Here is a 20,440-nt window from a genome sequence, read left to right on the forward strand (position 1 = left end):
GCGGTGACCTCAGTTGGAGGGATAGACCAGGTCGAACCCGGACTGCACGGCACCCACCTCCAGCCCCAGGTGGGCAGCGGTGCGGATGTTGAGGGCAGCGCGGGTCTGGCGCAACGGCAGGACGCCGGCCGAGCTGCCCCGCGGGGCGGTCAACAGCCGCTGGGCCGATGCGGCCAGCGTGCGGCCGAGCTCGACGTTGTCGGGATAGAGCGAGAACAGGGCGCCGCGCTTGACGTGGGCCACGTGGCTGGAGAACACCGCCATGTTGCGGTTCCAGCCTTCCTTCAGCACCAGGGGCAGCACGGCGTTGTCGTCGACGGTGGTCGGGTCCTGCGGCAGCCACACGGCGTCGCGCGCCGGGTCGGCCGCCGCCAGCAGCTGCGAGTAGGCGCGCAAGGCTTCGGCAGGGTCCATGGCCTCCTGGGCCAGCAGCTCCAGGCCCTCGGCCCGCGCCGCCTCGCGCGCCAGCCGCGCGAGCCAGCCGTTGAGCCGGGGATCGAAGACGAGGTGCACGCGGCGCGCGCCAGGCACCAGGCGCCGCAGCCGCGCCAGCAGCTGGGCCGGGTCGGGCGCCAGCGTGTACACCGGAAAAGCCCGCGCCTCGGCCTCCTGCACCGACACCACGCAGCCCACGAGCACCGGCAGTTCGCCGGCCAGCGAGGCGGCGACGCGCATGCCGCCGCGCCCCAGCCCGATGACGACCTTGGCATCACGCTTGCGCAGGCCCTCGGCCACGTCCGCGGGCGCGGCGGCGGCACTCATCGCCAGGCTGGTCACCGAGCCATGCAGCCGCTCCTCGATGCCCTCGACGATGGCGGCGAAGACCTGCCTGAAGGGCTCGCCCAACTCGGGGTAGACGACGGTCACCGGGCGCCCTCCTTCGGCCGCGCCGGCCCGCGCCGCGGCCAGCACGGCCATGCCACCGAAAGCCCTTCGCAGCAGAGCGCGGCGAGTGGCGTCCGAGGAGCAGCCGGGGACCTTCAACTTGGGTTCGTAGCGATGCGACGCTGGACAAAGGGTGGCGCATTATGCAGACGCTGGGCAGACCGCCCGTCGCCTGAACCGGGGGTCCGGGCGTAGTTCACGAACACGCCACACTCCACCCCCTCGAAGGGGCTTGACCCCGCCGCCCAACCGCACAATAGGTGGACATCACCGTCGCGGGAGAAGCTGGCTCATGAGACCTATCGTTGGCTTGGCGATCTTGGCCGGCGCCTGCGGCCTGGCGATGCCGCCCGCCGCCTCGGCCCAGGTGCCCGGCGACGAGGAGGACCTGGCCCAGGTCTATGGCGACAAGAGCGTCGTCTCCATCGCCACCGGCGCGCCCCAGGCCCTGCGCCGCGCCCCGGCCGTCGCCACGGTCATCACGGCCCAGGACATCGCGGCCATGGGCGCCACCGGGATCGACGAGGTGCTGGAGAGCGTGCCCGGCATCCACGTCAGCCGCAGCAACAACACCTACGCCCCGCTCTACCTCATCCGCGGCATCCACAGCGAATTCAATGCGCAGACCTTGATGCTGCTCAACGGCGTGCCGCTGACCACCTTGTTCGTCGGCAACCGCGGCCTGGGCTGGGGCGACATGCCGGTCGAGAACATCGCGCGCATCGAGATCATCCGAGGCCCGGGCTCGGCCCTGTACGGCGCCGACGCCTTCTCCGGCGTCATCAACGTCATCACCAAGACGGCCGCCGACGTCGGCGGCACGGAGTTCGGCGCCCGCGTGGGCTCGTTCAAGAGCCGCGACGGCTGGTGGCAGTACGGCGGCAGGCTGGGCAGCTACGACGTCGCCGCCTACCTCCGCCTGGGCGACACCGACGGCCAGCGAGAGACCGTCACGGCCGATCAGCAGACCCTGCTCGACACCGTGTTCGGCACCCACGCCAGCCTCGCGCCCGGGCACATGAACACGGGCTTCAAGGCCGTGGACGCCAATGCCGAGGTCGCCCGCGACAAGTTCCGCCTGCGCGCCAGCTACAAGCTGCGCGACGACCTGCAGACGGGTGCCGGCGTGGCCGCCGCGCTGGACCCCGTCGGCCGCTACCGCATCGAGCGCGTCACTTCGGACCTGTCCTGGTCGGACATCGACCTCGGCCCCGACTGGCGCGGCACGCTGACCGCCAGCTATCTGAGCTATGCGCAGACCTTCAACGTGCCGCTGCAGCTCTTCCCGCCGGGGGCTTTCGGCGGCAGCTTTCCGAACGGCATGCTGGGCGCGCCGAGCAGCTGGGAGCGCCAGCTGCGGCTGGCGGCCGTGGCCTCCTACGGCGGCTTCAAGGGCCACAGCCTGCGCCTGGGCGCCGGGCATGACGACCTCGACATGTACCGCACGCGGGAGCTGAAGAACTTCACCATCATCGCCAGCGGCCCGGCCGTCGGCCTGCCCGTGCCCACGGCCGACGGCCAGCTCCAGGAGTTCCCCGCCGCGGCCTCCTTCGCCGAGCCCCACCGCCGCCAGGTCAGCTATGTCTACGTGCAGGACGAATGGGGCGTGGCCAAGGACTGGACGCTGACGGCCGGCCTGCGGCATGACCGCTACTCCGATTTCGGCAGCACCACCAACCCGCGCGCCGCCCTGGTGTGGGATGCCAACCTCGACCTCACGGTGAAGCTGCTCTACGGGCGCGCCTTCCGTGCGCCGGCCTTCACCGAGCAGTACAGCATCAACAACCCCGTCATCCGCGGCAATGCCGCCCTCCGGCCCGAGACCATCAGCACCTGGGAGGCGGCGTTCTCCTGGCAGGTGCAGGCGGACGCCCAGCTCAACCTGAGCCTGTTCCGCTACGACATGAAGAACATCATCCGCACCACCGACGCCGGCGGCGGCACCGCCCAGTTCAACAACATCGGCGCCCAGCATGGCAATGGCGTTGAGCTGGAGGGCCTGTGGGACGCGACACGCAAGCTGCGCCTGAGCGGCAACCTGGCGCTGCAGCACTCCATCGAGGACATGACGGGCACGGACGCCGGCTACGCGCCGCGCCTGCACTTCAACCTGCGGGCCGACTGGAGCCTGACGACCGGCTGGCGGCTCAGCGGCCAGGTCAACCACGTTGCCGAGCGCAAGCGCTCGGCCGGCGATGCGCGCGCGCCCATCCCTGACTACACGACGGCCGACCTGACGCTGCGCACGGCGGCCGGCAAGGACGGCTGGTCCTTCGCCGCCTCGGTGCGCAACCTCTTCAACGCCGATGCCCGCGAGCCCAGCATGGCGCCGGGCCTGGCCCTGCCCAACGACATCCCGCTGGCGCGGCGCTCACTCTACGTTCAGCTCGCTTACCGCCTCTGACGTCTCGAACACCACCGGCAGGCTGCTGAAGCCGAAGAGCACGACCGACTGCAGCGGCTCGGCCGCCCTGCCCTCGTCCAGGCGCAGCTGGCCGAAGCGGCGCAGCAGCGTCGACAGCGCCACCCGCGCCTCCAGCCGGCCCAGGCCCGCGCCGAGGCAGTAGTGGATACCGTGGCCGAAGCTCAGGTGGCGGTTGGCCGTGCGGGTGATGTCGAAGCGGTCGGCATGCGGGAAGGCCGACTCGTCGCGGTTGCCCGAGGCGTTGAAGGTCATGACCTGCTGGCCGGCCCGGATGAGCTGGCCGCCCAGCTCCACGTCGCGCGTCGCGCGGCGGGCGAAGAACTGGAAGGGCGTGTTGAAGCGCAGCGCCTCCTCGATGGCCGAGGGCAGCAGTTCCGGGTCGGCCTCGAGCTGGCGCAAGGCCTTGGGATGGGCCAGCAGCAGCTGCAGGGTGTTGCCGATGAGGTTGGTGGTGGTCTCGAAGCCGGCAATCAGCAGCAGGCGGCAGGTGCTGGCCACTTCCGGCAGCGTCAGCCGCTCGCCGTCGACCTCGGCGGCCAGCAGGCCGCTGACGAGGTCGCCCGTGGGGTGGTCGCGCCGCGAGGCGATCAGCCGGGCCAGGTAGGCGTCGAGCTCGTCGACGGCCGCGACGAACTCGGGCGCGGGCACCTGACCCATGAGCTCCATCTCGGCCGCGCGGATGGCCGGGATGGACCACTGCTTGAACTTGTCGTGGTCGGCCGCCGGCAGGCCCAGCAGCTCGGCGATGACGGTGACGGGCAGCGGGAAGGCCAGGTCCTTGACCAGGTCCATGCGGCCCGCGGCCTCGACGCGGTCGAGCAGGGCCTCGGTGATGGCCTGCACCTTGGGCTCCAGGTCGGCGATGACCTTGCTCGTGAAGGCCCGCGCCACCAGCCGGCGGAACTGGGTGTGCCGCGGCGGGTCCATGAAGACCATCATCTTGCCGTCCGACAGGTCGGAGGAGAAGGTCTTGGCGTCGCCCAGCACCGTCTGGATGTCGTGGTAGCCGTAGACCTCCCAGACCTGGAGCGTGTCGTTGAAGTGCACCGGCGCCGTGGCGCGCATGTGGGCGTAGTGCGGATAGGGATCGATGTGCATGGTCATGGTTGTGTAGGCGTGGACGGCCAGCGGCGCGGCGCAGGCCCTTCGTAGGCGACGTGCTCGCAGGACAGCGGGAACACCGTGCCCGGCGCCCGCTCGGCCGCCTCGATGAAGCAGGGCGACATGCCGGCCATGAAGACCGGCACCTGGAAGTGGTGCATCTCCCCGGGCGAGAAGCCGAGGTCGGCGCACAGGGCCGACATCAGCGCGGCGTAGTTCATGCGCAGCTTGGGGCTGCGCGCGACCAGCAGCTGCTCGGCCTCGAGGGCGATGCGCAGATGCGGCCCGCCGTCGAGCTGCAGCTCCCGGGCGATGCCCAGCACCCAGGGCAGGCGCTCGTCGATGCTGGCGATGGGCCGGCCATAGCCGTAGATGCGTCCGCGGGCGAGTTCCGCCTCGATGAAATCGCCCAGCGCGCCGCCCGCATCGACGTGGGCGCGGGCGCGGATGAAGAAGTCGATGCTGCTGACGTAGGGATGGCCGCCATAGATGGTGGCCTCGGACATGGCCAGCGCGGCGGCGATGCCCAGCGCCGGCGTGCTGCGCGCCGAGCCGGCGAGCGCCGCGGCGCGGTTGTTCCAGATGCGCGCATCGGGGTAGCTGGTGCAGACCCACAGCGCGTGCAGCAGCCTGACCTGGGCCGCGCCGTGATGGCGGCCGGTGATGCCCAGCACGTAGAGCGCCATCCAGTCCAGGTGGCGCAGCTCTGCATGCAGGTCCTGGCCGCGGAACACGGCCCGGCTGCCGACGAAGGCCTGGCCCATGCGCGTGGCCATGCGGTCGACGCTGTCCAGCAATGCCTGCGGTCCCTTCATGACGGCGCTCCCGGGTCGTCCTGCAGGTCCAGGGCGAAGAAGGGAAAGGCCTTGTGCCCCAGTGCGCCCTGCTCCAGCGCATGCGCGGCGGCACCGGGCAGGCGCAGCAGCAGGTGCAGCATCTCGCCCTGTTCGGGCGTGAAGCCCAGGTCGACGAGGGCGGCAGCGGCCACGCCAGCCATGGACAGGCCGCGGCCCGCCGCCTGCTCCAGCGGCTCGCGGCTGTGCTGCAGCCAGGCCAGCACGGGCCAGTCGCCGAGGGAGGCCAGCACGGCCAGCGTGCGCCGCACGATGCCGCAGCTGCCGGTGGCATGGGCGTCGAAGCCCGGGGGGTGCTCGGCCTGCGGCCAGATGCCGGCCCGCTCCTCGGCGGGCGCGGCCAGCGCACGCTCCCAGGCGGCCGGGCTGCGCCCGCAGGCCTGGAAGAGCTGCATCGCCGCCCAGACCTCGCGCGCACCGCCGCTGCGCCCGGCCCCAACCGACAGCGCCGCGATCAACGCCGAGGCCGAGGTCGAGCCGCCGACGCCGGCGCACATCGCGGCGTGCACCGCGGCATCGCGCGGCCCGGGGTTGGCCAGGGCCACGGCCAGCGCCTCCAGCAGCTGCGCCGCCGGCGCGCCCGGGGCCTCGCCGCGCAACAGCAGGTAGAGCATGTCCACCCAGCGCGCCTGGCCCAGCATGTCGCCGTAGACGTCATAGCCGTGGCAAAGCGCGCGCTGCGTGGCGAAGGCGTTGTCGGGCTCGGCCACCTCCTGCCAGATGCGCGTGCGGACCTGCCCACGGGGGGCTGCCGCCGTCATCGCGCCGTTCCCAGCGTCTTCATGCGCAGGTTCATCGGCGGCACCTCTTCGCCGTCGATGCGCACGTCCAGCAGCGTCGGCCCGCGGCGCGACAGCAGGGCCGTGAAGTCCAGGGCGTCGAGGTCCTGCGTCGAGCGCACGACCACGCCCGGGATGCCCATGGCCTCGGCCATGGCGGCGAAATCGACCTTGGGCAGCTGGAAGCCGATGGGCTCGGCGCCCGCCAGGCGCTGGCCGTGCTTGACCATGCCCAGCGCGCCGTCGTTGAGCACCACGTAGAGCACCGGCAGGCCCAGTTCGGCGGCCACGGTGATCTCCTGGCCGTTCATCAGGTAGCTGCCATCGCCGGTGAGGCAGACGACGGGGCAGCGGCGGTTGGCCATGGCGATGCCGACCGCCGAGCCGATGGCCCAGCCCATGGGCGCGAAGTCCATGGTCACGCGCAGCCAGCTGGAGTGGCGCACCCGGCGCTCCTGGCCCGCCGGCAGATAGGCGTTGCCCGGCATGCGCCCGCTGCGCTGGTCATGCGGCGCGAGGTAGTGCACGGCCCAGGCCGCGCTATTGCCGGCGTCGGCGACGAAGCGCGTCTGCGGCGGGCAGCGCTCGCCCAGCGCGGCCAGCAGGCGCTGCGGCTTGACCGGTGCCGAATCGCCGTGAAGGGCCTCGGGCCGGTCCACCATGGCCTCGTAGGCCTGGCGGCCGACCTGCGGGTGCAGGAAAGGCAGCAGGGCCGCCTCCTGCGGCGACGCCAGCAGCGCGGTCAACTGCTCGCACACCGACTTGATGTGGCCGCGCACATGCAGCCGCGCCATCGGGGAGCGCATCAGGTTCTCGTCGCTGTCGTCGACGTGGACGAGGCGGCTGTTCAACAGGGCCGTCGACCAGCCGCCGCTGTTGAACTCCCCGAAGCCGGTGCCCAGGGCGATGACGAGGTCGGGCTCGCCCGACAGCAGTTCGGCCGCGCTGGCATGGCCGCCGAAGCCGAAGACGCCGCGAAAGCGCGGATGCCGCGGATTGACGAAGCCCTTGCCGTCGGGCGTCGTGATGAAGCTGCCGTCGGTTCGCTGCACCAGTTGCATCAGGTCATTGGCCGCCTCGCCGCAGCCGTCGCCGATCAGCCAGACCGGCTGGCGGGCGGAGAACAGCAGCCGCGCGAGCTGGCGCACGGCAGGCAGGTCGACCAGGGCCGGCGCGCGGCGCAGCAGGCCGGCGAAGTCGGGGGTTTCCACGTCGCTTGAAAGTGGGGCACGCAGGATGTCCACGGGGATGGACAGGTGGCTCGGGCCGCTGGGCGAGCGCTGGGCCTGCATCAGCGCATTGAAGAGCTTCACCGGCAACTGCTCGGCATGCGAGACCAGCGAGTTGTAGCGGGTGCAGGGGCGGAACATCGCCATGGTGTTGATGCCCGTGCAGCTCGACTCCTGCAGCGCCCCCTTGCCGAAGTTCTTGATCGGCGGCTGGCCGGTCAGCACCAGCAAAGGCACGTTGTTGTCGTAGGCGCAGGCCACCCCGGTGATGAGGTTGGTGGCGCCCGGCCCCGAGGTGGCGATGCACACGCCCAGGCGGCCCGTCTCGCGGGCATAGCCGTCGGCCATGTAGGCGGCGCCCTGCTCGTTGCGGGCGACGATCGCCTGGGGGCCTCCGCGCCGGCCGCTGCGGGCCAGGGCGTTGTACAGCGGCTCGATGGCACCACCGGGCACGCCGAAGACATATTCGACGCCGAGGGCGGCCAGGGCATCGACGATGAGGTCGGCGGCGTCGCGGGCGGCGACGTTGCGGGACGACTCGAACGCCCCGGCAGGGAACGGGGCAAAGGCAGTATTGGATTCCACGTTTCGGCAGGCGATGGGATGCCGCGCGTGGAGCGGCGGCAAGGCGCTCTCGGAGCGCCTCGCACCTGCTGGTCCGCACGGCATCGGGATCTGGATCGAGCCACATTCATGGCTCCCTATGGGCCGCGGACGCTGGTCCGCATTGGCCTCGTTCCCCCCTTTGGCGTGCGCTGGGGCACGTCAGCGCCCCGCCACATCTCGTCCGCGCATGAATGCGTTTGCAACTGCGCGATGGACGGAACTGTATCCATTTGAAACATCCGCGCATCCCCTCGAACGGGGGCAGGCGGACAGGGGTGCGACGCCGTCGCTGTCAGCGTCGTGACAGCGTTATGAGCGTTGTCAGTTCGGCGTCAGGGGCAGTGGACGAAGACGCCCTGCACGGTGCAGGCGCCCCGCGGGCCCAGCAGCGTCGGGCCGACGCGCACCAGGGTCGAGCCGTCGCTGGTGAGGCAGGTGGCCGCATTGCAGTGGCTCACGGTCACCGGCGGCTCGACGCGGGGCGCAGGCACGTTGACCGGCGGCAGCGGCGGCATGGCGACCTGGGGCGGCCGAGGCGGGGCCGACGGCAGCCGGCCCGGCGCGGCGGGCGCCAGCGGCACCCAGCCGTGCTGCGACGGCGGCGGGGAGGTGACCTGCCCGCCCAGGCAGACGTCCGCCACACGCTGGCGCAGCGGCTGCAGCCGGGCGGCGGCGATCCGCTGCCGGTCGGCGCCGGCCGAGGCCGAGGCCGCGGACGCCGCCGTGGCGGGGGCGGACATCAGGGCCTCCTCGGCCTGGTCGAGCTGGCGCAAAGCCTCGCGGCAGGCGCGCGTGCCGGGCAGGTCCTCGGCCCGGGCCGAGGGCATCGCCAGCGCGCAGCCCGGCAGTGCGAGCAGCCAGCGCCCCCGGTGCGGGGACGGCTGGCGAGGCAGGCGGCCGGTGCTCATGACGGGCGCCATCTTGCGCCCGCCTCGTCAGGCGCGGATGTAGGCCGCCACCTGGGCCGGGCGTCCGACGGCTCCGGACGGCCGCGTCACAGCCAGCCCAGGCGCTTGAAGCGCCAGTACAGCGCTCCGCTGACGAGGCCGATGGCACCCAGGGCCATGGGGTAGCCGAAGGCCCATTTCAGCTCGGGCATCTTCTCGAAGTTCATGCCCCAGATGCCGGCCAGCGCCGTGGAGGCCGCGAAGATGGCGGCCCAGGCGGCCAGGCGCTTGGTCACCAGCGATTCGTCGATGGTGACGAGGGTGAGGTTGACCTGGGTCGCCGCGATGATGGTTTCACGGGCCGCGTCGATGCTGGCCTGGATGCGCACCAGGTGGTCGTAGACGTCGCGGAAATAGTCCTGCATGGCCTTGCACACCGCCGGCACGCGGCCACCGTGCAGCTTGGCCGTCACCTCCAGCAGCGGCGTGACCGCGTGGCGCAGCGTGGCCAGGCGCTGCTTCAGGGCGAACAGGCGCTGCACGACGGCCTGGCGGTCCTGCCCGGCCTGGAACATGGTCGCCTCGAGGTGCTCCAGCTCGGCCTCGACGGCATCGATGAGGGGGAAGTAGCGGTCCACCACCGCGTCCATCAAGGCATAGAACACGAAGCCCGGCCCGAGGCGCAGCAGGTGGGGCTCGCGCTCGGAGCGGTCACGCACGCCCAGGAAGCCGCGGTCGCTGCGATGGCGCACCGACACGACGAAGCGCGCGCCGACGAAGACGTGCACCTCGCCGACCTGCAGTTCGCCATCGGGGCCGGCGTCGAGCAGGTGCATGGCGGCGAACAGCATGTCGCCGTACTCCTCGACCTTGGGCCGCTGGTGGCCCTTGCGGGCGTCCTCGACGGCCAGCGGCGGCAGGTCCAGCTCGTGCTGCAGGCGGCCGAGTTCGTCGTCGGTCGGGTCGCGCAGGGCGATCCAGACGAAGCCCGACTGCCGCGCCAGGGCCTCGGAAACGCCGTCCAGGCCCGGTTCGGCCACGATGCGGCCATCGTCGTAAACGGCGCTGTTGATCAGCATGGCAGGCGGCCCGCGCCGGTCGTCAAGCCTTGGGCAGCACGAGCTGGGTGACGTCGATGCCGCGGTCGCGCGCGATCGCTTCAAGCACCGGCAGCAGGGCGCCGAGCTTTTCGTCGAGGGCATCGCGCACGGTGTCGACCACGACCTGGGTGCTGCGCTCGATCTCGATGTGCACGGCGTCGCCCACGGCCTTGTCGCCGAAGGTCGTCATGCGCAGGGTCTCGGGGATGAGCCAGACCTCGAACCAGCCCGAGCCGTCGCGCTCGCGCTGGGCCTCGGCCACGGTCAGGCTGCAGCCGTTGACGCCGATGTAGCCCTTGGCGAAGACATAGCGCATCCACGGCGCGGGCAGCGCGAAGCGGAGCACGCGGTTGTTGTCGGGCGTGCGGACCTCGGCGATGCGGGCCGACACGTCGACATGGCCCGACAGCGGGTGGCCGCCGATCTCGACGCCCTCCTTGGCCGCACGCTCGACGTTCAGGCCCGAGCCGACCGACAGGCCGCCCAGCGTCGTGAGCCTGAGCGTCTGGGCCATCACGTCGAAGCTGGCCGTGCCGGGCGCCGGGCGCTCGGTGACGGTGAGGCAGACGCCGTCGCAGGAGACGCTGGCGCCGATGGCGAGGTCCTGGTCGAAGCCCTCGGGGAGCTTCAGGTGCAGGGTGTGCAGGCCCTCGCGGGCCTCGATGGATTCGACGCGGGCAACGCCCTGGACAATACCGGTGAACATCGGGCCAGCTTACCAGCTGACCTCCCGGTCGGGCGTCGCGCCGATCTTGTGGATGGACAGGTCCGCGCCCTCGAACTCCTGCTCGGCGTCGAGCCTGAGGCCGACGACGGCCTTGATGGCGCCGTAGACCGCGAAGCCCCCGGCCAGGGCCCAGGCCACGCCGCCCAGCGTGCCGGCGAACTGCGCGCCCAGGCTCACGCCGCCGATGCCGCCCAGGGCCTTCTGGCCGAAGATGCCGCAGGCGATGCCGCCCCAGGCGCCGCACAGGCCGTGCAGGGGCCACACGCCCAGCACGTCGTCGATCTTCCAGCGGTTCTGCGTGAGGGTGAAGAACTGCACGAAGAGCCAGCCGGCCACGCCGCCGGTGACCAGGGCGCCCAACGGATGCATGACGTCAGAACCCGCGCAGACGGCCACCAGGCCGGCCAGCGGCCCGTTGTAGGCGAAGCCCGGGTCGTTGCGGCCCAGCAGCACGGCCACCAGCGTGCCGCCCACCATGGCCATCAGCGAATTGACCGCGACCAGGCCCGACATCTTGTCCAGCGTCTGCGCGCTCATCACGTTGAAGCCGAACCAGCCCACCGTCAGCACCCAGGCGCCCAGGGCCAGGAAGGGGATGCTCGACGGCGGATGGGCGCTCATGGCGCCGTCCTTGCGGTAGCGGTTCATGCGCGGGCCCAGCAGCAGCACGGCGGCCAGCCCGATCCAGCCGCCCACCGCATGGACGACGACGCTGCCGGCGAAATCGTGGAACTCGGCGCCCGTGGCCGCCTTCAGCCAGGCCTGCATCCCGAAGGCCTGGTTCCAGGCGATGCCCTCGAAGAAGGGATAGACGAAGCCGACGATGACCGAGGTGGCCGCCAGCTGCGGGCCGAAGCGCGCCCGCTCGGCGATGCCACCCGAGACGATGGCCGGGATGGCCGCCGCGAAGGTCAGCAGGAAGAAGAACTTGACGAGCTCATAGCCGTTCTTCTGGGCCAGCGTCTCGGCGCCGGTGAAGAAGTGGGTGCCGTAGGCGATGAGGTAGCCGACGAGGAAATAGGCCAGGGTCGAGACGGCGAAATCCACCAGGATCTTCACCAGCGCATTGACCTGGTTCTTCTTGCGCACGGTGCCCAGCTCAAGGAAGGCGAAGCCCGCATGCATGGCGAGCACCATGATGGCGCCCAGGAGGATGAAAAGCGCGTCCGCGCCTTGTTTGATCGATGACTCCAACGCTGTCTCCGGCCGCCGGCTCCCAGACTTGGGCGACATGCACCAAGCCGAACCAGCCCGCACCGAAATTGCAAGTTCGATGCCCGGTTTCAAGGCGCTCGCGCCGGCCTGGTCAGCACCAGGATGCGGCGTTCAGCTCTTTTTTGGTGCGGTCAATGCACTCTTCTCGAACTCGTCCGCACTGAATCCGAGCGTCCATCGGCCGTCGGGCCAGTGCACGACCGGGCGCTTGATGACGCTGGGCTCCCTCATCATCAGGGCGATGGCGCCGCCGTCGTCGACGATGGCGGCCTTGGCCGCGTCGTCCAGCTTGCGCCAGGTGTTGCCGGCCCGGTTGACCAGCCGGTCGCGGCCGAAGGCCTGGAGCCAGGCCGGCAGCCATTCGGCCGGCACGCCCTGCTTCTTGAAGTCGTGGAAGGCCGCGTCGAGGCCGCACTCGGCCAGCCAGGCGCGGGCGCGCTTGACGGTGTCGCAGTTGGGAATGCCGTAGACGGTGATCATGGGCCGCCACCGTACCATGCGGCCATGATCGACTGGCTTGACGAGGACTCCCTGGAATTCCCGCCGAGCCACCGCGCGCTCGGCCCCGAGACCGACGCCCCCGGCCTGCTCGCCGCGGGTGGCAGCCTGAGCCCGCAGCGGCTGGAGGCCGCCTACCGGCGCGGCATCTTCCCGTGGTACGGCCCGGGCCAGCCGCCGCTGTGGTGGGCGCCCGACCCGCGCATGGTGCTGAAGACGGCCGACTTCAAGCTCTCGCGCTCGTTGCGCAAGACGGTGCAGCGCTTCCGCCAGGCGCCCGGCTGCGAGATCCGCGTCGACCACGACCGCGCCGCCGTGCTGCGCGCCTGCGCCGAAGCGCCCCGCGAGGGCCAGGCCGGCACCTGGATCGTGCCCGAGCTGCAGGCCGCCTACCTCGCCTGGCCGGCCATGCACAGCGTCGAGACCTGGGTGGACGGCGAACTCGTCGGCGGCCTGTACGGCGTCAACCTCGGGCGCATGTTCTATGGCGAATCGATGTTCATGCGGCGTACCGACGCCTCCAAGATCGCCCTGTGCGCCCTGGTCTGTCTGTGCCGCGAATTCGGCATCCCCTGGATCGACTGCCAGCAGAACACCCGCCACCTCGCCTCCCTGGGGGCCGCCGAAATGCCGAGAAACGTGTTCGAAGCCCACCTCGCCGCCCACGTGGGCGAGCCGTCGCCGGAGCCCTGGACCTATCATCGGGACCACTGGCACCACCTGCTGCCCCCGACCTCGACGTGACCCACCCCAAAGAACTGCCGCTCGCGCAGATCCAGTTCTATGCCACCGCCGCCTACCCGTGCAGCTACGTGGCAGGTCGCCAGGCGCGTTCGCAGGTCGCCACGCCCAGCCACCTGATCCACGCCGACGCCTATTCCAACCTCGTCGCGGCCGGCTTTCGCCGCAGCGGCCTGTTCACCTACCGGCCCTACTGCGACCAATGCCGCGCCTGCGTTCCGCTGCGCCTGCCGGTCGAACGCTTCCAGCCCAGCCGCAGCCAGAAGCGCGCCCTCAAGGCCCACCGCCACCTGCAGGCCAAGGTGATGCGCCTGGGCTATTCACCCGAGCACTACGCCCTGTACCTGCGCTACCAGGCGGGCCGCCACAGCGGCGGCGGCATGGACCACGACAGCGTCGACCAGTACACCCAGTTCCTGCTGCAAAGCCGCATCAACTCGCGCCTGGTGGAGTTCCGCGAACCCCAGCCCGACGGCAGCGCCCCGCTGCGCATGGTGTCCATCCTCGACATCCTCAGCGACGGCCTGTCGGCGGTCTACACCTTCTACGACCCCGACATCGAGGCCAGCTTCGGCACCTACGGCGTGCTGTGGCAGATCCAGCAGGCGCGCGAGCTCAAACTCAGCCACGTCTACCTGGGCTACTGGATCGAGGAGAGCCCCAAGATGGCCTACAAGGCCGGCTTCCGGCCGCACCAGATCCTGCGCAACGGCGTCTGGACGGACGCCTGACGCCGGCCGCTCAAACCAAGACTTCCACGCAGGCCGGATGGCCGAGGAAGCCTTCGGGGCTGGCGCTGCGGCCGTAGGCACCGCTCTGGTAGATGACGGCCAGGTCGCCGACCTCGCCGCGGGCCATCTCCATGCGGTCGGCCAGCAGGTCCAGCGGCGTGCACAGCGGGCCGACCACGCTGGCCGGCTCGGTCGCCGCCCCGGTCGCTGCCTCTCGGCGGCCCTGGGGCTCGATGGAGGCAGGGTAGTTCTTGCGCAGCACCTGGCCGAAGTTGCCAGAGGCCGAGAGATGGTGGTGCAGGCCGCCGTCCGCCACCAGGAAGACCTGGCCGCGCGAGATCTTGCGGTCCACGATGCGGCAGACGTAGACGCCCGCCTCGCCGACGAAGTAGCGGCCCAGCTCGATGACCAGCCGGGCCTGCGGGAGATCGGCCTTGGCGCGGGCCTGCAGGGCTGCGAGGTTGGCGGCGATGGGCGCCAGCTCCAGCCGCGCCTCGCCGGGGAAGTAGGGGATGCCGAAGCCGCCGCCCAGGTTCAGGAACCGCACCGGCGCGGGCGCCGACTCCGCCAGTCTCAGGGCCAGCTCGTAGCTCTTGAGCTGCGCCTCGCAGATGGCCTCGGCCTTGAGGTTCTGCGAGCCGGCGAAGAGATGGAAGCCCTCAAAGGCCACGCCGTCGGCGGCCAGCCGGCCGACCTCGGCCAGCACCTCGGGCACCACCTCGGCATCGATGCCGAACTGCTTGGGCCCGCCGCTCATGCGCATGCCCGAGCCCTTGAGTTCGAAGTCGGGGTTCACGCGCAGGGCCACGCGCGCGGGCAGGCCCAGGCGCTGCGAGGCCGCGGCCAGCACGCGCAGCTCGCGGGCCGACTCCACGTTGACGAGCACGCCGGCCGCCACGGCCTGGCCCAGCTCGACGTCGCGCTTGCCGGGCCCGGCAAAGCTGATCTCGTGCGGATCGGCCCCGGCGTTCAGCGCCACCTGCAGTTCGCCGGCGGAGGCCACGTCGATGCCGTCCACCAGCCCGGCCATCAGCCCCACCAGGGCCGGCATGGGGTTGGCCTTCATCGCGTAGTGCAGCTCGATGCCGGCAGGCAGGGCGGCACGCAGCTCATCGACGCGCGCCTTCAGCAGCCCGCGGTCGTAGGCGTAGAAGGGCGTCTGGCCGACGCGCTCGGCCAGCACCGACAGGCGCTGGCCGCCGACGAGCAGCTCGCCGTGGGCGTCGCGAGGGAAGAGCACGGGCGCGTGCTCGAGGGCACGCTTGGGCGGAGTAGGTTCGCTCATGCGGTGTGGCGCTCGACCCAGTCGGTCGAGAGGGTCTTGCGGTCGATCTTGCCGTTGGGGTTGCGCGGCAGCGGGCCAGGCCGGGCCTCGATGCCATGGGGCACCATGTAGGCCGGCATGCGGGCCTTGCAGGCCGCCAGCAGGGCCGCAGCGTCGAGGTCGGCGGCGCCTTCGGGCGGTGTGGCGATGACCTGGATGGCCTGGCCCAGGGTGTCGTGGTCCACCCCGAAGGCCACGCATTCGCCCACCAGGCCGGTGGCGTAGAGGATCTCCTCCACCTCCGTGGGGCTGACGCGGTAGCCCGAGGTCTTCATCATCTCGTCGCGGCGGCCGACGAAGTAGAGGAAGCCCTCGGCGTCGCGCCTGACCGTGTCGCCGGAGAACACGGCGAACTCCGGCAGCTGCAGGCCGGCCTCGCGGCCGCCGATGCCCACCGGCAGCGGCTTGTAGCGCTCGGCCGTCTTCTCGGCGTCGTTCCAGTAGCCCAGGCCGACGAGGGCGCCACGGTGCACCAGCTCGCCGGGCTCGTCGGGCGCGCATTCGCTGCCGTCCTCGCGCAGCACCAGGATCTCGGCGTTGGGAATGGCCTTGCCGATGGAGTCCGGCCGGCGGTCGACCTCCTCGGGCGGCAGGTAGGTGGATCGGAAGGCCTCGGTGAGGCCGTACATCAGAAAGGGCCTGGCCGACGGCACGCGGGCGCGCAGCAGGTCCAGCGTCGCGCGCGGCATGCGCCCGCCGGTGTTGGCGAAGTAGCGCAGGTGCTGGTCGATGGCGGCCGGCCAGTCGAGCTGGGTCAGCTGGATGTAGAGCGGCGGCACGGCCGTGAGGCCGGTGACCTTCTCGCGCTCCATGGCCTTGAGCACGTCGCGGGGCAGCAGGTAGTTCAGCAGCACGACGCGCGCGCCGCTGTGGAAGGCTGTGGTGAGCTGGCTGAAGCCGGCGTCGAAGGACAGCGGCAGGGCTGCCAGCAGCGTGTCGCTGGCGCGGTTGTCGAGGTAGCTCGCCACGCTCTTGCCGCCCGCCACCATGTTGCGGTGGGACAGCACCACGCCCTTGGGCCGGCCCGTGGAGCCGGAGGTGTAGAGGATGGCCGCCATGTCGGTGTCGATGACGCGGTGGCCGGCGCGCGCGGGCGAGGCCAGCAGTGCGGCCCAGTCGTGCACCGGCACCGGGGCCGAGCCGCTCCCGCTCGTCAGCACCACGTGGCGCAGCGACGGGCACTGCGTGAGCACCTCGCCGAGCTGGGCCAGCCGCTCGGGCGAGGTGACCAGCACGCGCACGTCGCAGTCGCGCACGATGAAGCCGACCTGCTCGGGCTTGAGCAGCGGGTTCAGCGGCACGAAGACGCCGCCCGCCGCCGGCGCGCCGAAGCTGGCGACGACCGTCTCGAAGCGCTTTTCCAGGTAGATGGCGACACGCTCGCCGCGGGCCAGGCCGAGGTGCATCAGCCCGGCGGCAAAGCCGCGCACGGCGGCGTCGATCTCGCCATAACTCAGCGTCGAGCTGCCGTAGGTCAGGGCGGGGGCGTCGGGCGTGCGCTCGGCGGCAACGGCCACCAACTCGTTCAGCAGGGTCGATTCGGGCATGTGGGCGCGGCCTCTGAGAGGGCGATAAGAGTGAAAAAAGTATCTCACGCGCCCCTGGGGCAAGGGGTGGCCGCCCCCGGAGCCGAGGGGGCGGCCCGCTAAACTGCCGCGCTCGATTTCCGGACGCCCGCAACAGGTTCCCCACGATGGATAACGCTCAAGTCCTCGGCCACGTGCAGAGGCTTCTCGACGACGTGCTCAGCCTGAACGGCCGCGCCAAGACCTTCACCCGCGACACCGCCCTGCTCGGCGCCCTGCCCGAGCTGGACTCGATGGCGGTGGTCAGCCTGATCACGGCGATGGAGGAACAGCTCGGCCTCGTCGTCGACGACGATGACATCGACGGCGACACCTTCGCCACGGTGGGCTCGCTGGCCGACTTCGTCGCGGCCCGGCTGGGTTGATCCCGCACCCCGACGTCTTCTTCCTGCCCGCCCCGGGCGGCGAGCAGCGCCTGTGCCTCTTCCACGCGCCACGGGGCACGCCCCGCGGCCGGGTGCTCTACCTGCACCCGTTCGCCGAGGAGATGAACAAGTCCCGCCGCATGGCCGCCCTCGCCTGCCGTGCCCTGGCCGAGGCCGGGCATGCCGTGCTGCAGCTGGACCTGCGCGGCTGCGGCGACTCCTCGGCCGACTTCGGCGACGCGAGCTGGGCCGACTGGCAGGCCGACGTGCGCCTCGGTCTGGCCGAGCTGGAGGCCCGCGCCCCCGGCGACGCGCCGCTGTGGCTCTGGGGCCTGCGGGCCGGCTGCCTGCTCGCGGCGGCCGACTGGGGGCGGCCGGTCAACCATCTGTTCTGGCAGCCCATGGCCAGCGGCAAGCTGGCGCTGCAGCAGTTCCTGCGCCTGAAGCTGGCCGCCGAGATGGCCGGCGGCGCCGGCAAGGGGCTGATGGAGGCGATGAAGGCCGAGCTGGCGGCCGGCCGCCACGTCGAGGTGGCGGGCTACCGCGTCGGCGCAGGCCTGGCCGCCGGCCTCGAAGGCGCGCGGCTCGCGCCGTCGGGCACGCCCGGCCGCGTCGAATGGCTGGAGGTCAGCACCCGCGAGGATGCGACGCTCACACCGGCCAGCGAGCAGGCGGCCCAGGCCTGGCAGGACGCCGGCTGGTCGCTGCGTTCGCGCATCGTCGCGGGCCCGAGCTTCTGGGCCTCGGCCGAGATCGAACTCGCACCGGCGCTGATCGCCGCCACCGTGGAGGCGTTGTCGTGAAGGAATCGGTGTTCGCCATCGCCTGCGAAGGCCAACCGCTCGTGGGCATCCTGGCCGAGCCCGACGGCGATGCGTCCGAGGTCGGCGTGCTCATCGTCGTCGGCGGCCCGCAGTACCGCGTGGGCAGCCACCGGCAGTTCACCCTGCTAGCCCGCGACCTGGCCAAACACGGCTTCGCCGCCCTGCGCTTCGACTACCGCAGCATGGGCGACAGCCCCGGCGAGGCGCGCGACTTCGAGGCCGTGGAGGCCGACATCGACGCGGCCATCACCGCCCTGCTCGCCGCGCGGCCGGCCCTGCGCCGCGTGGTGCTCTGGGGCCTGTGCGACGCCGCCTCGGCCGCCCTGCTCTACCTGGAATCGACCCGCGACCCCCGCGTGGCCGGCGTCGCCCTGCTCAACCCCTGGGTGCGCTCGGCCGCGAGCCTGGCCCAGGCCCACGTCAAGCACTACTACTGGCGGCGCCTGCGCGAGAAGGCGTTCTGGCTCAAGCTGCTGCGCGGCGGCGTGGGCCTCGCGGCCCTGCGCGGCCTGGGCGCCAACCTGCGCCTGGCGCGCGGCGCGGGCGCGCCGGCCGGGCCGCGCAGCTTCCAGGATCGCATGGCGGCCGGACTGAGCGGCTTCGGCGGGCCGGTGCTGCTGGTGCTCAGCGGCGACGACTACACTGCCCGCGAGTTCGTCGAACACTCGCGTTCGTCACCGTCCTGGCAGGGCCTGCTGGCCTCGCCACGCGTGGAACGCCACGAGCTGCCGACGGCCGACCACACCTTTTCCACCATCGCGGACCAGGACACCCAGAGCCGCCTGTGCCTGGACTGGTTGAGGACGCGATGCCTGACGCCGGACGCCACATGAACCTCCGTGTATCCGACCGCATGGGTCGCCTCGCCCTGATGCTGGCGCTCGCCGCGCTGGCGCCCGCCGTGCAGGCCGCGGGCCGCGCGCCAGCGCCCGAAGGCTGCGGCGAGACCCACAACCTCTACGGCCCCTTCGACTACCGGACCGCCCAGCCCCAGCAGCGCTTCATCGTCGAGAACGCCCACTTCACGCGCGGCGTGGAGACGCTGACCAAGGGCGCCACGGGCGCCTTCGGCGGCGACATCGCCTACACGCTGGCCGTCTTCCCCAACCACGCGCGCGCCATCCTGACGCTGGAGCGCCTGGTGGCCAAGGAGAAGAACGACTCGCCTCCCGGCGTGGACATGAGCATCGAGTGCTACTACGCACGGGGCATGAACTTCGCGCCGGACGACCTCGTCTTCCGGATGCTCTACGTGAACTTCCTGATCCACCGCGAACGCATCGACGATGCGGAGCGCTTCCTGGACTACGTCGTCACCCAGGCCGGCGACAACGCGCTGACGCACTTCAACGCGGGTATGCTCTACGCGGACATGAAGCACTACGACAAGGCGCTGGCCCAGGCCCATCGCGCCATGTCCATGGGCATGACGCGCACCGAGCTGCGCGACCGCCTCGCCGCCGTCGGACGCTGGCAGGAGCCGGAGCAGGCCGCCGCCCCCGACGCCGCGGCCTCCGCAGCCTCCGCGCCCGTGGCCGCCTCCCAGCCCGCCCGCTAGCCGCCGCCCATGCCCCGCGTCAACATCGTCGTTCCCGCCTACAACGCCGAAGCCTTCATCGCCGAGACCGTGCGCTCGGCCCTGGCCCAGACCTTCACCGACCTGCAGGTCACCGTCATCGACGACGGCTCCAGCGACGCCACCGCCGCGCGCGCGGCCCAGGACGACCCGCGCGTGCGGGTCATCTCGCAGGAGAACCGCGGCATGTCCCGCTCGCGCAACCGGGGCATGGCCGAGGTGGATTCCGAATTCGTCGCCCTGCTGGACGCCGACGACCTCTGGCACCCCGAAAAGCTGCGCCTGCAGCTGCAGGCCCTGCAGAGCCGGCCCGACCACGACTTCTGCTACACGGCCTTCGACGTCTGGCATGGCGAACCCCGGCCGGCCTATTTCAGCGAGCCGCGCGACGGCCGCGTCGACGAGAGCCTGTCGGGCTGGATCTACCCCCGCCTCATCCTCGACAACCATGCCCTGCCCTCCTCGGTGGTCTGGCGGCGCAGTGCCTGGGACCGCATGGGCGGCTTCCTGACCGACGACCAGAAAACCGACGATTGGGAATACCTGGTGCGCGCCAGCACCCAGCACCGCTTCATCCGCCTGGCCGAGTCCTTCGTGCTGTACCGGCAGCATCCAGTCTCGCTGTCGCGCCGCATCGCGCCCGTCAACAGCACCGAGCTGATGCGCGCCGACCTGATCCGCCGCTTCGGCATGAGCGCGCCGCCCGGCCACGACGTGGACCCGCAGGCGCTGCGCCGCTTCCAGCACCGCGGCTGGTGCAACTTCGCCGACTCGCACGTCGCCAAGGGCGACCTGGGGCTGGGCCTCAAGACCTTCGCCCACCTGCTGGCCACGGGCCCCTACCGCGGCGCCACCCTGACCAAGATGGGCAAGTCCCTCGTGCGCCGCTGGGTGCCGCGCCACGACTGAGGCTTCGTCTCAGCGATCCGTTCCGCTTTGGCGGCACCCGCGACGGATGAAACGAATACAGAGGTTTTGATCTCGGCG

The 20,440-nt window shown here is 71.5% G+C and carries 20 protein-coding genes; 8 read left to right on the forward strand and 12 right to left on the reverse strand.

Annotated features, from left to right (window positions below; all coding sequences use genetic code 11):
- Nucleotides 1-9: 9 nt before the first annotated feature.
- The gene (locus tag LXT12_RS05250) at nt 10-918 is read right to left on the reverse strand and encodes an ABC transporter substrate binding protein (RefSeq protein WP_233390155.1); all 909 of its coding nucleotides are present in this window, start codon (nt 916-918) and stop codon (nt 10-12) included.
- A gap of 259 nt (nt 919-1,177) precedes the next feature.
- Between LXT12_RS05250 and LXT12_RS05255 the strand changes: the two genes are divergently transcribed.
- A complete protein-coding gene (locus LXT12_RS05255) occupies nt 1,178-3,289 on the forward strand; it encodes a TonB-dependent receptor plug domain-containing protein (RefSeq protein ID WP_233390158.1) in 2,112 nt (703 codons plus the stop codon).
- On the opposite strand, the gene LXT12_RS05260 is transcribed toward LXT12_RS05255, so the two are convergent.
- The 9 genes from LXT12_RS05260 to LXT12_RS05300 form a co-directional block, all read right to left on the reverse strand.
- On the reverse strand, nt 3,257-4,408 hold the full coding sequence (locus tag LXT12_RS05260) for a cytochrome P450 (protein WP_233390160.1): 1,152 nt from the start codon (nt 4,406-4,408) through the stop codon (nt 3,257-3,259). The two genes, LXT12_RS05255 and LXT12_RS05260, sit on opposite strands and share 33 nt — an antisense overlap.
- 2 nt (nt 4,409-4,410) lie before the next feature.
- The gene (locus tag LXT12_RS05265; RefSeq protein ID WP_233390162.1) at nt 4,411-5,226 is read right to left on the reverse strand and encodes a citrate/2-methylcitrate synthase; all 816 of its coding nucleotides are present in this window, start codon (nt 5,224-5,226) and stop codon (nt 4,411-4,413) included.
- The gene (locus tag LXT12_RS05270) at nt 5,223-6,026 is read right to left on the reverse strand and encodes a citrate synthase family protein (RefSeq protein ID WP_233390164.1); all 804 of its coding nucleotides are present in this window, start codon (nt 6,024-6,026) and stop codon (nt 5,223-5,225) included. The genes LXT12_RS05265 and LXT12_RS05270 overlap by 4 nt, the downstream gene beginning before the upstream one ends.
- Nucleotides 6,023-7,858: a thiamine pyrophosphate-binding protein gene (locus LXT12_RS05275; RefSeq protein ID WP_233390166.1), complete on the reverse strand. Its 1,836-nt coding sequence runs from the start codon at nt 7,856-7,858 to the stop codon at nt 6,023-6,025. The genes LXT12_RS05270 and LXT12_RS05275 overlap by 4 nt, the downstream gene beginning before the upstream one ends.
- A gap of 353 nt (nt 7,859-8,211) precedes the next feature.
- Nucleotides 8,212-8,787, reverse strand: coding sequence for a hypothetical protein (locus LXT12_RS05280; protein WP_233390168.1), 576 nt, complete (start codon nt 8,785-8,787; stop codon nt 8,212-8,214).
- Nucleotides 8,788-8,873: 86 nt separating this feature from the next.
- Entirely contained in the window at nt 8,874-9,845 is a 972-nt protein-coding gene (locus tag LXT12_RS05285) for a magnesium and cobalt transport protein CorA (protein WP_233390170.1), read from the reverse strand.
- Nucleotides 9,846-9,867: 22 nt separating this feature from the next.
- Complete coding sequence (locus LXT12_RS05290; RefSeq protein ID WP_233390172.1) at nt 9,868-10,572, reverse strand: riboflavin synthase subunit alpha; 705 nt, start codon at nt 10,570-10,572, stop codon at nt 9,868-9,870.
- A gap of 9 nt (nt 10,573-10,581) precedes the next feature.
- Nucleotides 10,582-11,730 (reverse strand): ammonium transporter, encoded by a 1,149-nt coding sequence (locus LXT12_RS05295; protein WP_233390801.1) that lies wholly within the window; start codon nt 11,728-11,730, stop codon nt 10,582-10,584.
- Between the two features lie 189 nt (nt 11,731-11,919).
- Nucleotides 11,920-12,288, reverse strand: a complete 369-nt coding sequence (locus LXT12_RS05300) for an arsenate reductase (RefSeq protein ID WP_233390175.1) — start codon at nt 12,286-12,288, stop codon at nt 11,920-11,922.
- A gap of 24 nt (nt 12,289-12,312) precedes the next feature.
- On the opposite strand from LXT12_RS05300, the gene LXT12_RS05305 reads away from it, so the two are divergent.
- Nucleotides 12,313-13,050, forward strand: coding sequence for a leucyl/phenylalanyl-tRNA--protein transferase (locus LXT12_RS05305; protein ID WP_233390177.1), 738 nt, complete (start codon nt 12,313-12,315; stop codon nt 13,048-13,050).
- Nucleotides 13,047-13,778: an arginyltransferase gene (locus tag LXT12_RS05310; protein WP_233390179.1), complete on the forward strand. Its 732-nt coding sequence runs from the start codon at nt 13,047-13,049 to the stop codon at nt 13,776-13,778. Before LXT12_RS05305 ends, LXT12_RS05310 begins: the two co-directional genes overlap by 4 nt.
- A 10-nt stretch (nt 13,779-13,788) precedes the next feature.
- On the opposite strand, the gene LXT12_RS05315 is transcribed toward LXT12_RS05310, so the two are convergent.
- Both LXT12_RS05315 and LXT12_RS05320 read right to left on the reverse strand, forming a co-directional pair.
- Nucleotides 13,789-15,063, reverse strand: a complete 1,275-nt coding sequence (locus LXT12_RS05315) for a pyridoxal-dependent decarboxylase, exosortase A system-associated (protein ID WP_233390181.1) — start codon at nt 15,061-15,063, stop codon at nt 13,789-13,791.
- Complete coding sequence (locus tag LXT12_RS05320; RefSeq protein ID WP_233390183.1) at nt 15,060-16,649, reverse strand: acyl-CoA ligase (AMP-forming), exosortase A system-associated; 1,590 nt, start codon at nt 16,647-16,649, stop codon at nt 15,060-15,062. Before LXT12_RS05320 ends, LXT12_RS05315 begins: the two co-directional genes overlap by 4 nt.
- Nucleotides 16,650-16,795: 146 nt before the next feature.
- On the opposite strand from LXT12_RS05320, the gene LXT12_RS05325 reads away from it, so the two are divergent.
- The 5 genes from LXT12_RS05325 to LXT12_RS05345 are packed head-to-tail and all read left to right on the forward strand — an operon-like array spanning nt 16,796 to nt 20,362.
- The gene (locus LXT12_RS05325; protein ID WP_233390185.1) at nt 16,796-17,053 is read left to right on the forward strand and encodes an acyl carrier protein; all 258 of its coding nucleotides are present in this window, start codon (nt 16,796-16,798) and stop codon (nt 17,051-17,053) included.
- On the forward strand, nt 17,050-17,856 hold the full coding sequence (locus LXT12_RS05330; protein WP_233390187.1) for a hydrolase 2, exosortase A system-associated: 807 nt from the start codon (nt 17,050-17,052) through the stop codon (nt 17,854-17,856). The genes LXT12_RS05325 and LXT12_RS05330 overlap by 4 nt, the downstream gene beginning before the upstream one ends.
- Complete coding sequence (locus tag LXT12_RS05335) at nt 17,853-18,710, forward strand: hydrolase 1, exosortase A system-associated (RefSeq protein WP_233390189.1); 858 nt, start codon at nt 17,853-17,855, stop codon at nt 18,708-18,710. Before LXT12_RS05330 ends, LXT12_RS05335 begins: the two co-directional genes overlap by 4 nt.
- The gene (locus tag LXT12_RS05340) at nt 18,707-19,435 is read left to right on the forward strand and encodes an ABC transporter permease (protein WP_233390191.1); all 729 of its coding nucleotides are present in this window, start codon (nt 18,707-18,709) and stop codon (nt 19,433-19,435) included. Before LXT12_RS05335 ends, LXT12_RS05340 begins: the two co-directional genes overlap by 4 nt.
- A gap of 9 nt (nt 19,436-19,444) precedes the next feature.
- Nucleotides 19,445-20,362, forward strand: a complete 918-nt coding sequence (locus LXT12_RS05345) for a glycosyltransferase family 2 protein (RefSeq protein WP_233390192.1) — start codon at nt 19,445-19,447, stop codon at nt 20,360-20,362.
- Nucleotides 20,363-20,440: the final 78 nt, after the last annotated feature.

The organism is Pelomonas caseinilytica, assembly GCF_021353235.1.
GTDB lineage: Bacteria > Pseudomonadota > Gammaproteobacteria > Burkholderiales > Burkholderiaceae_C > Pelomonas > Pelomonas caseinilytica.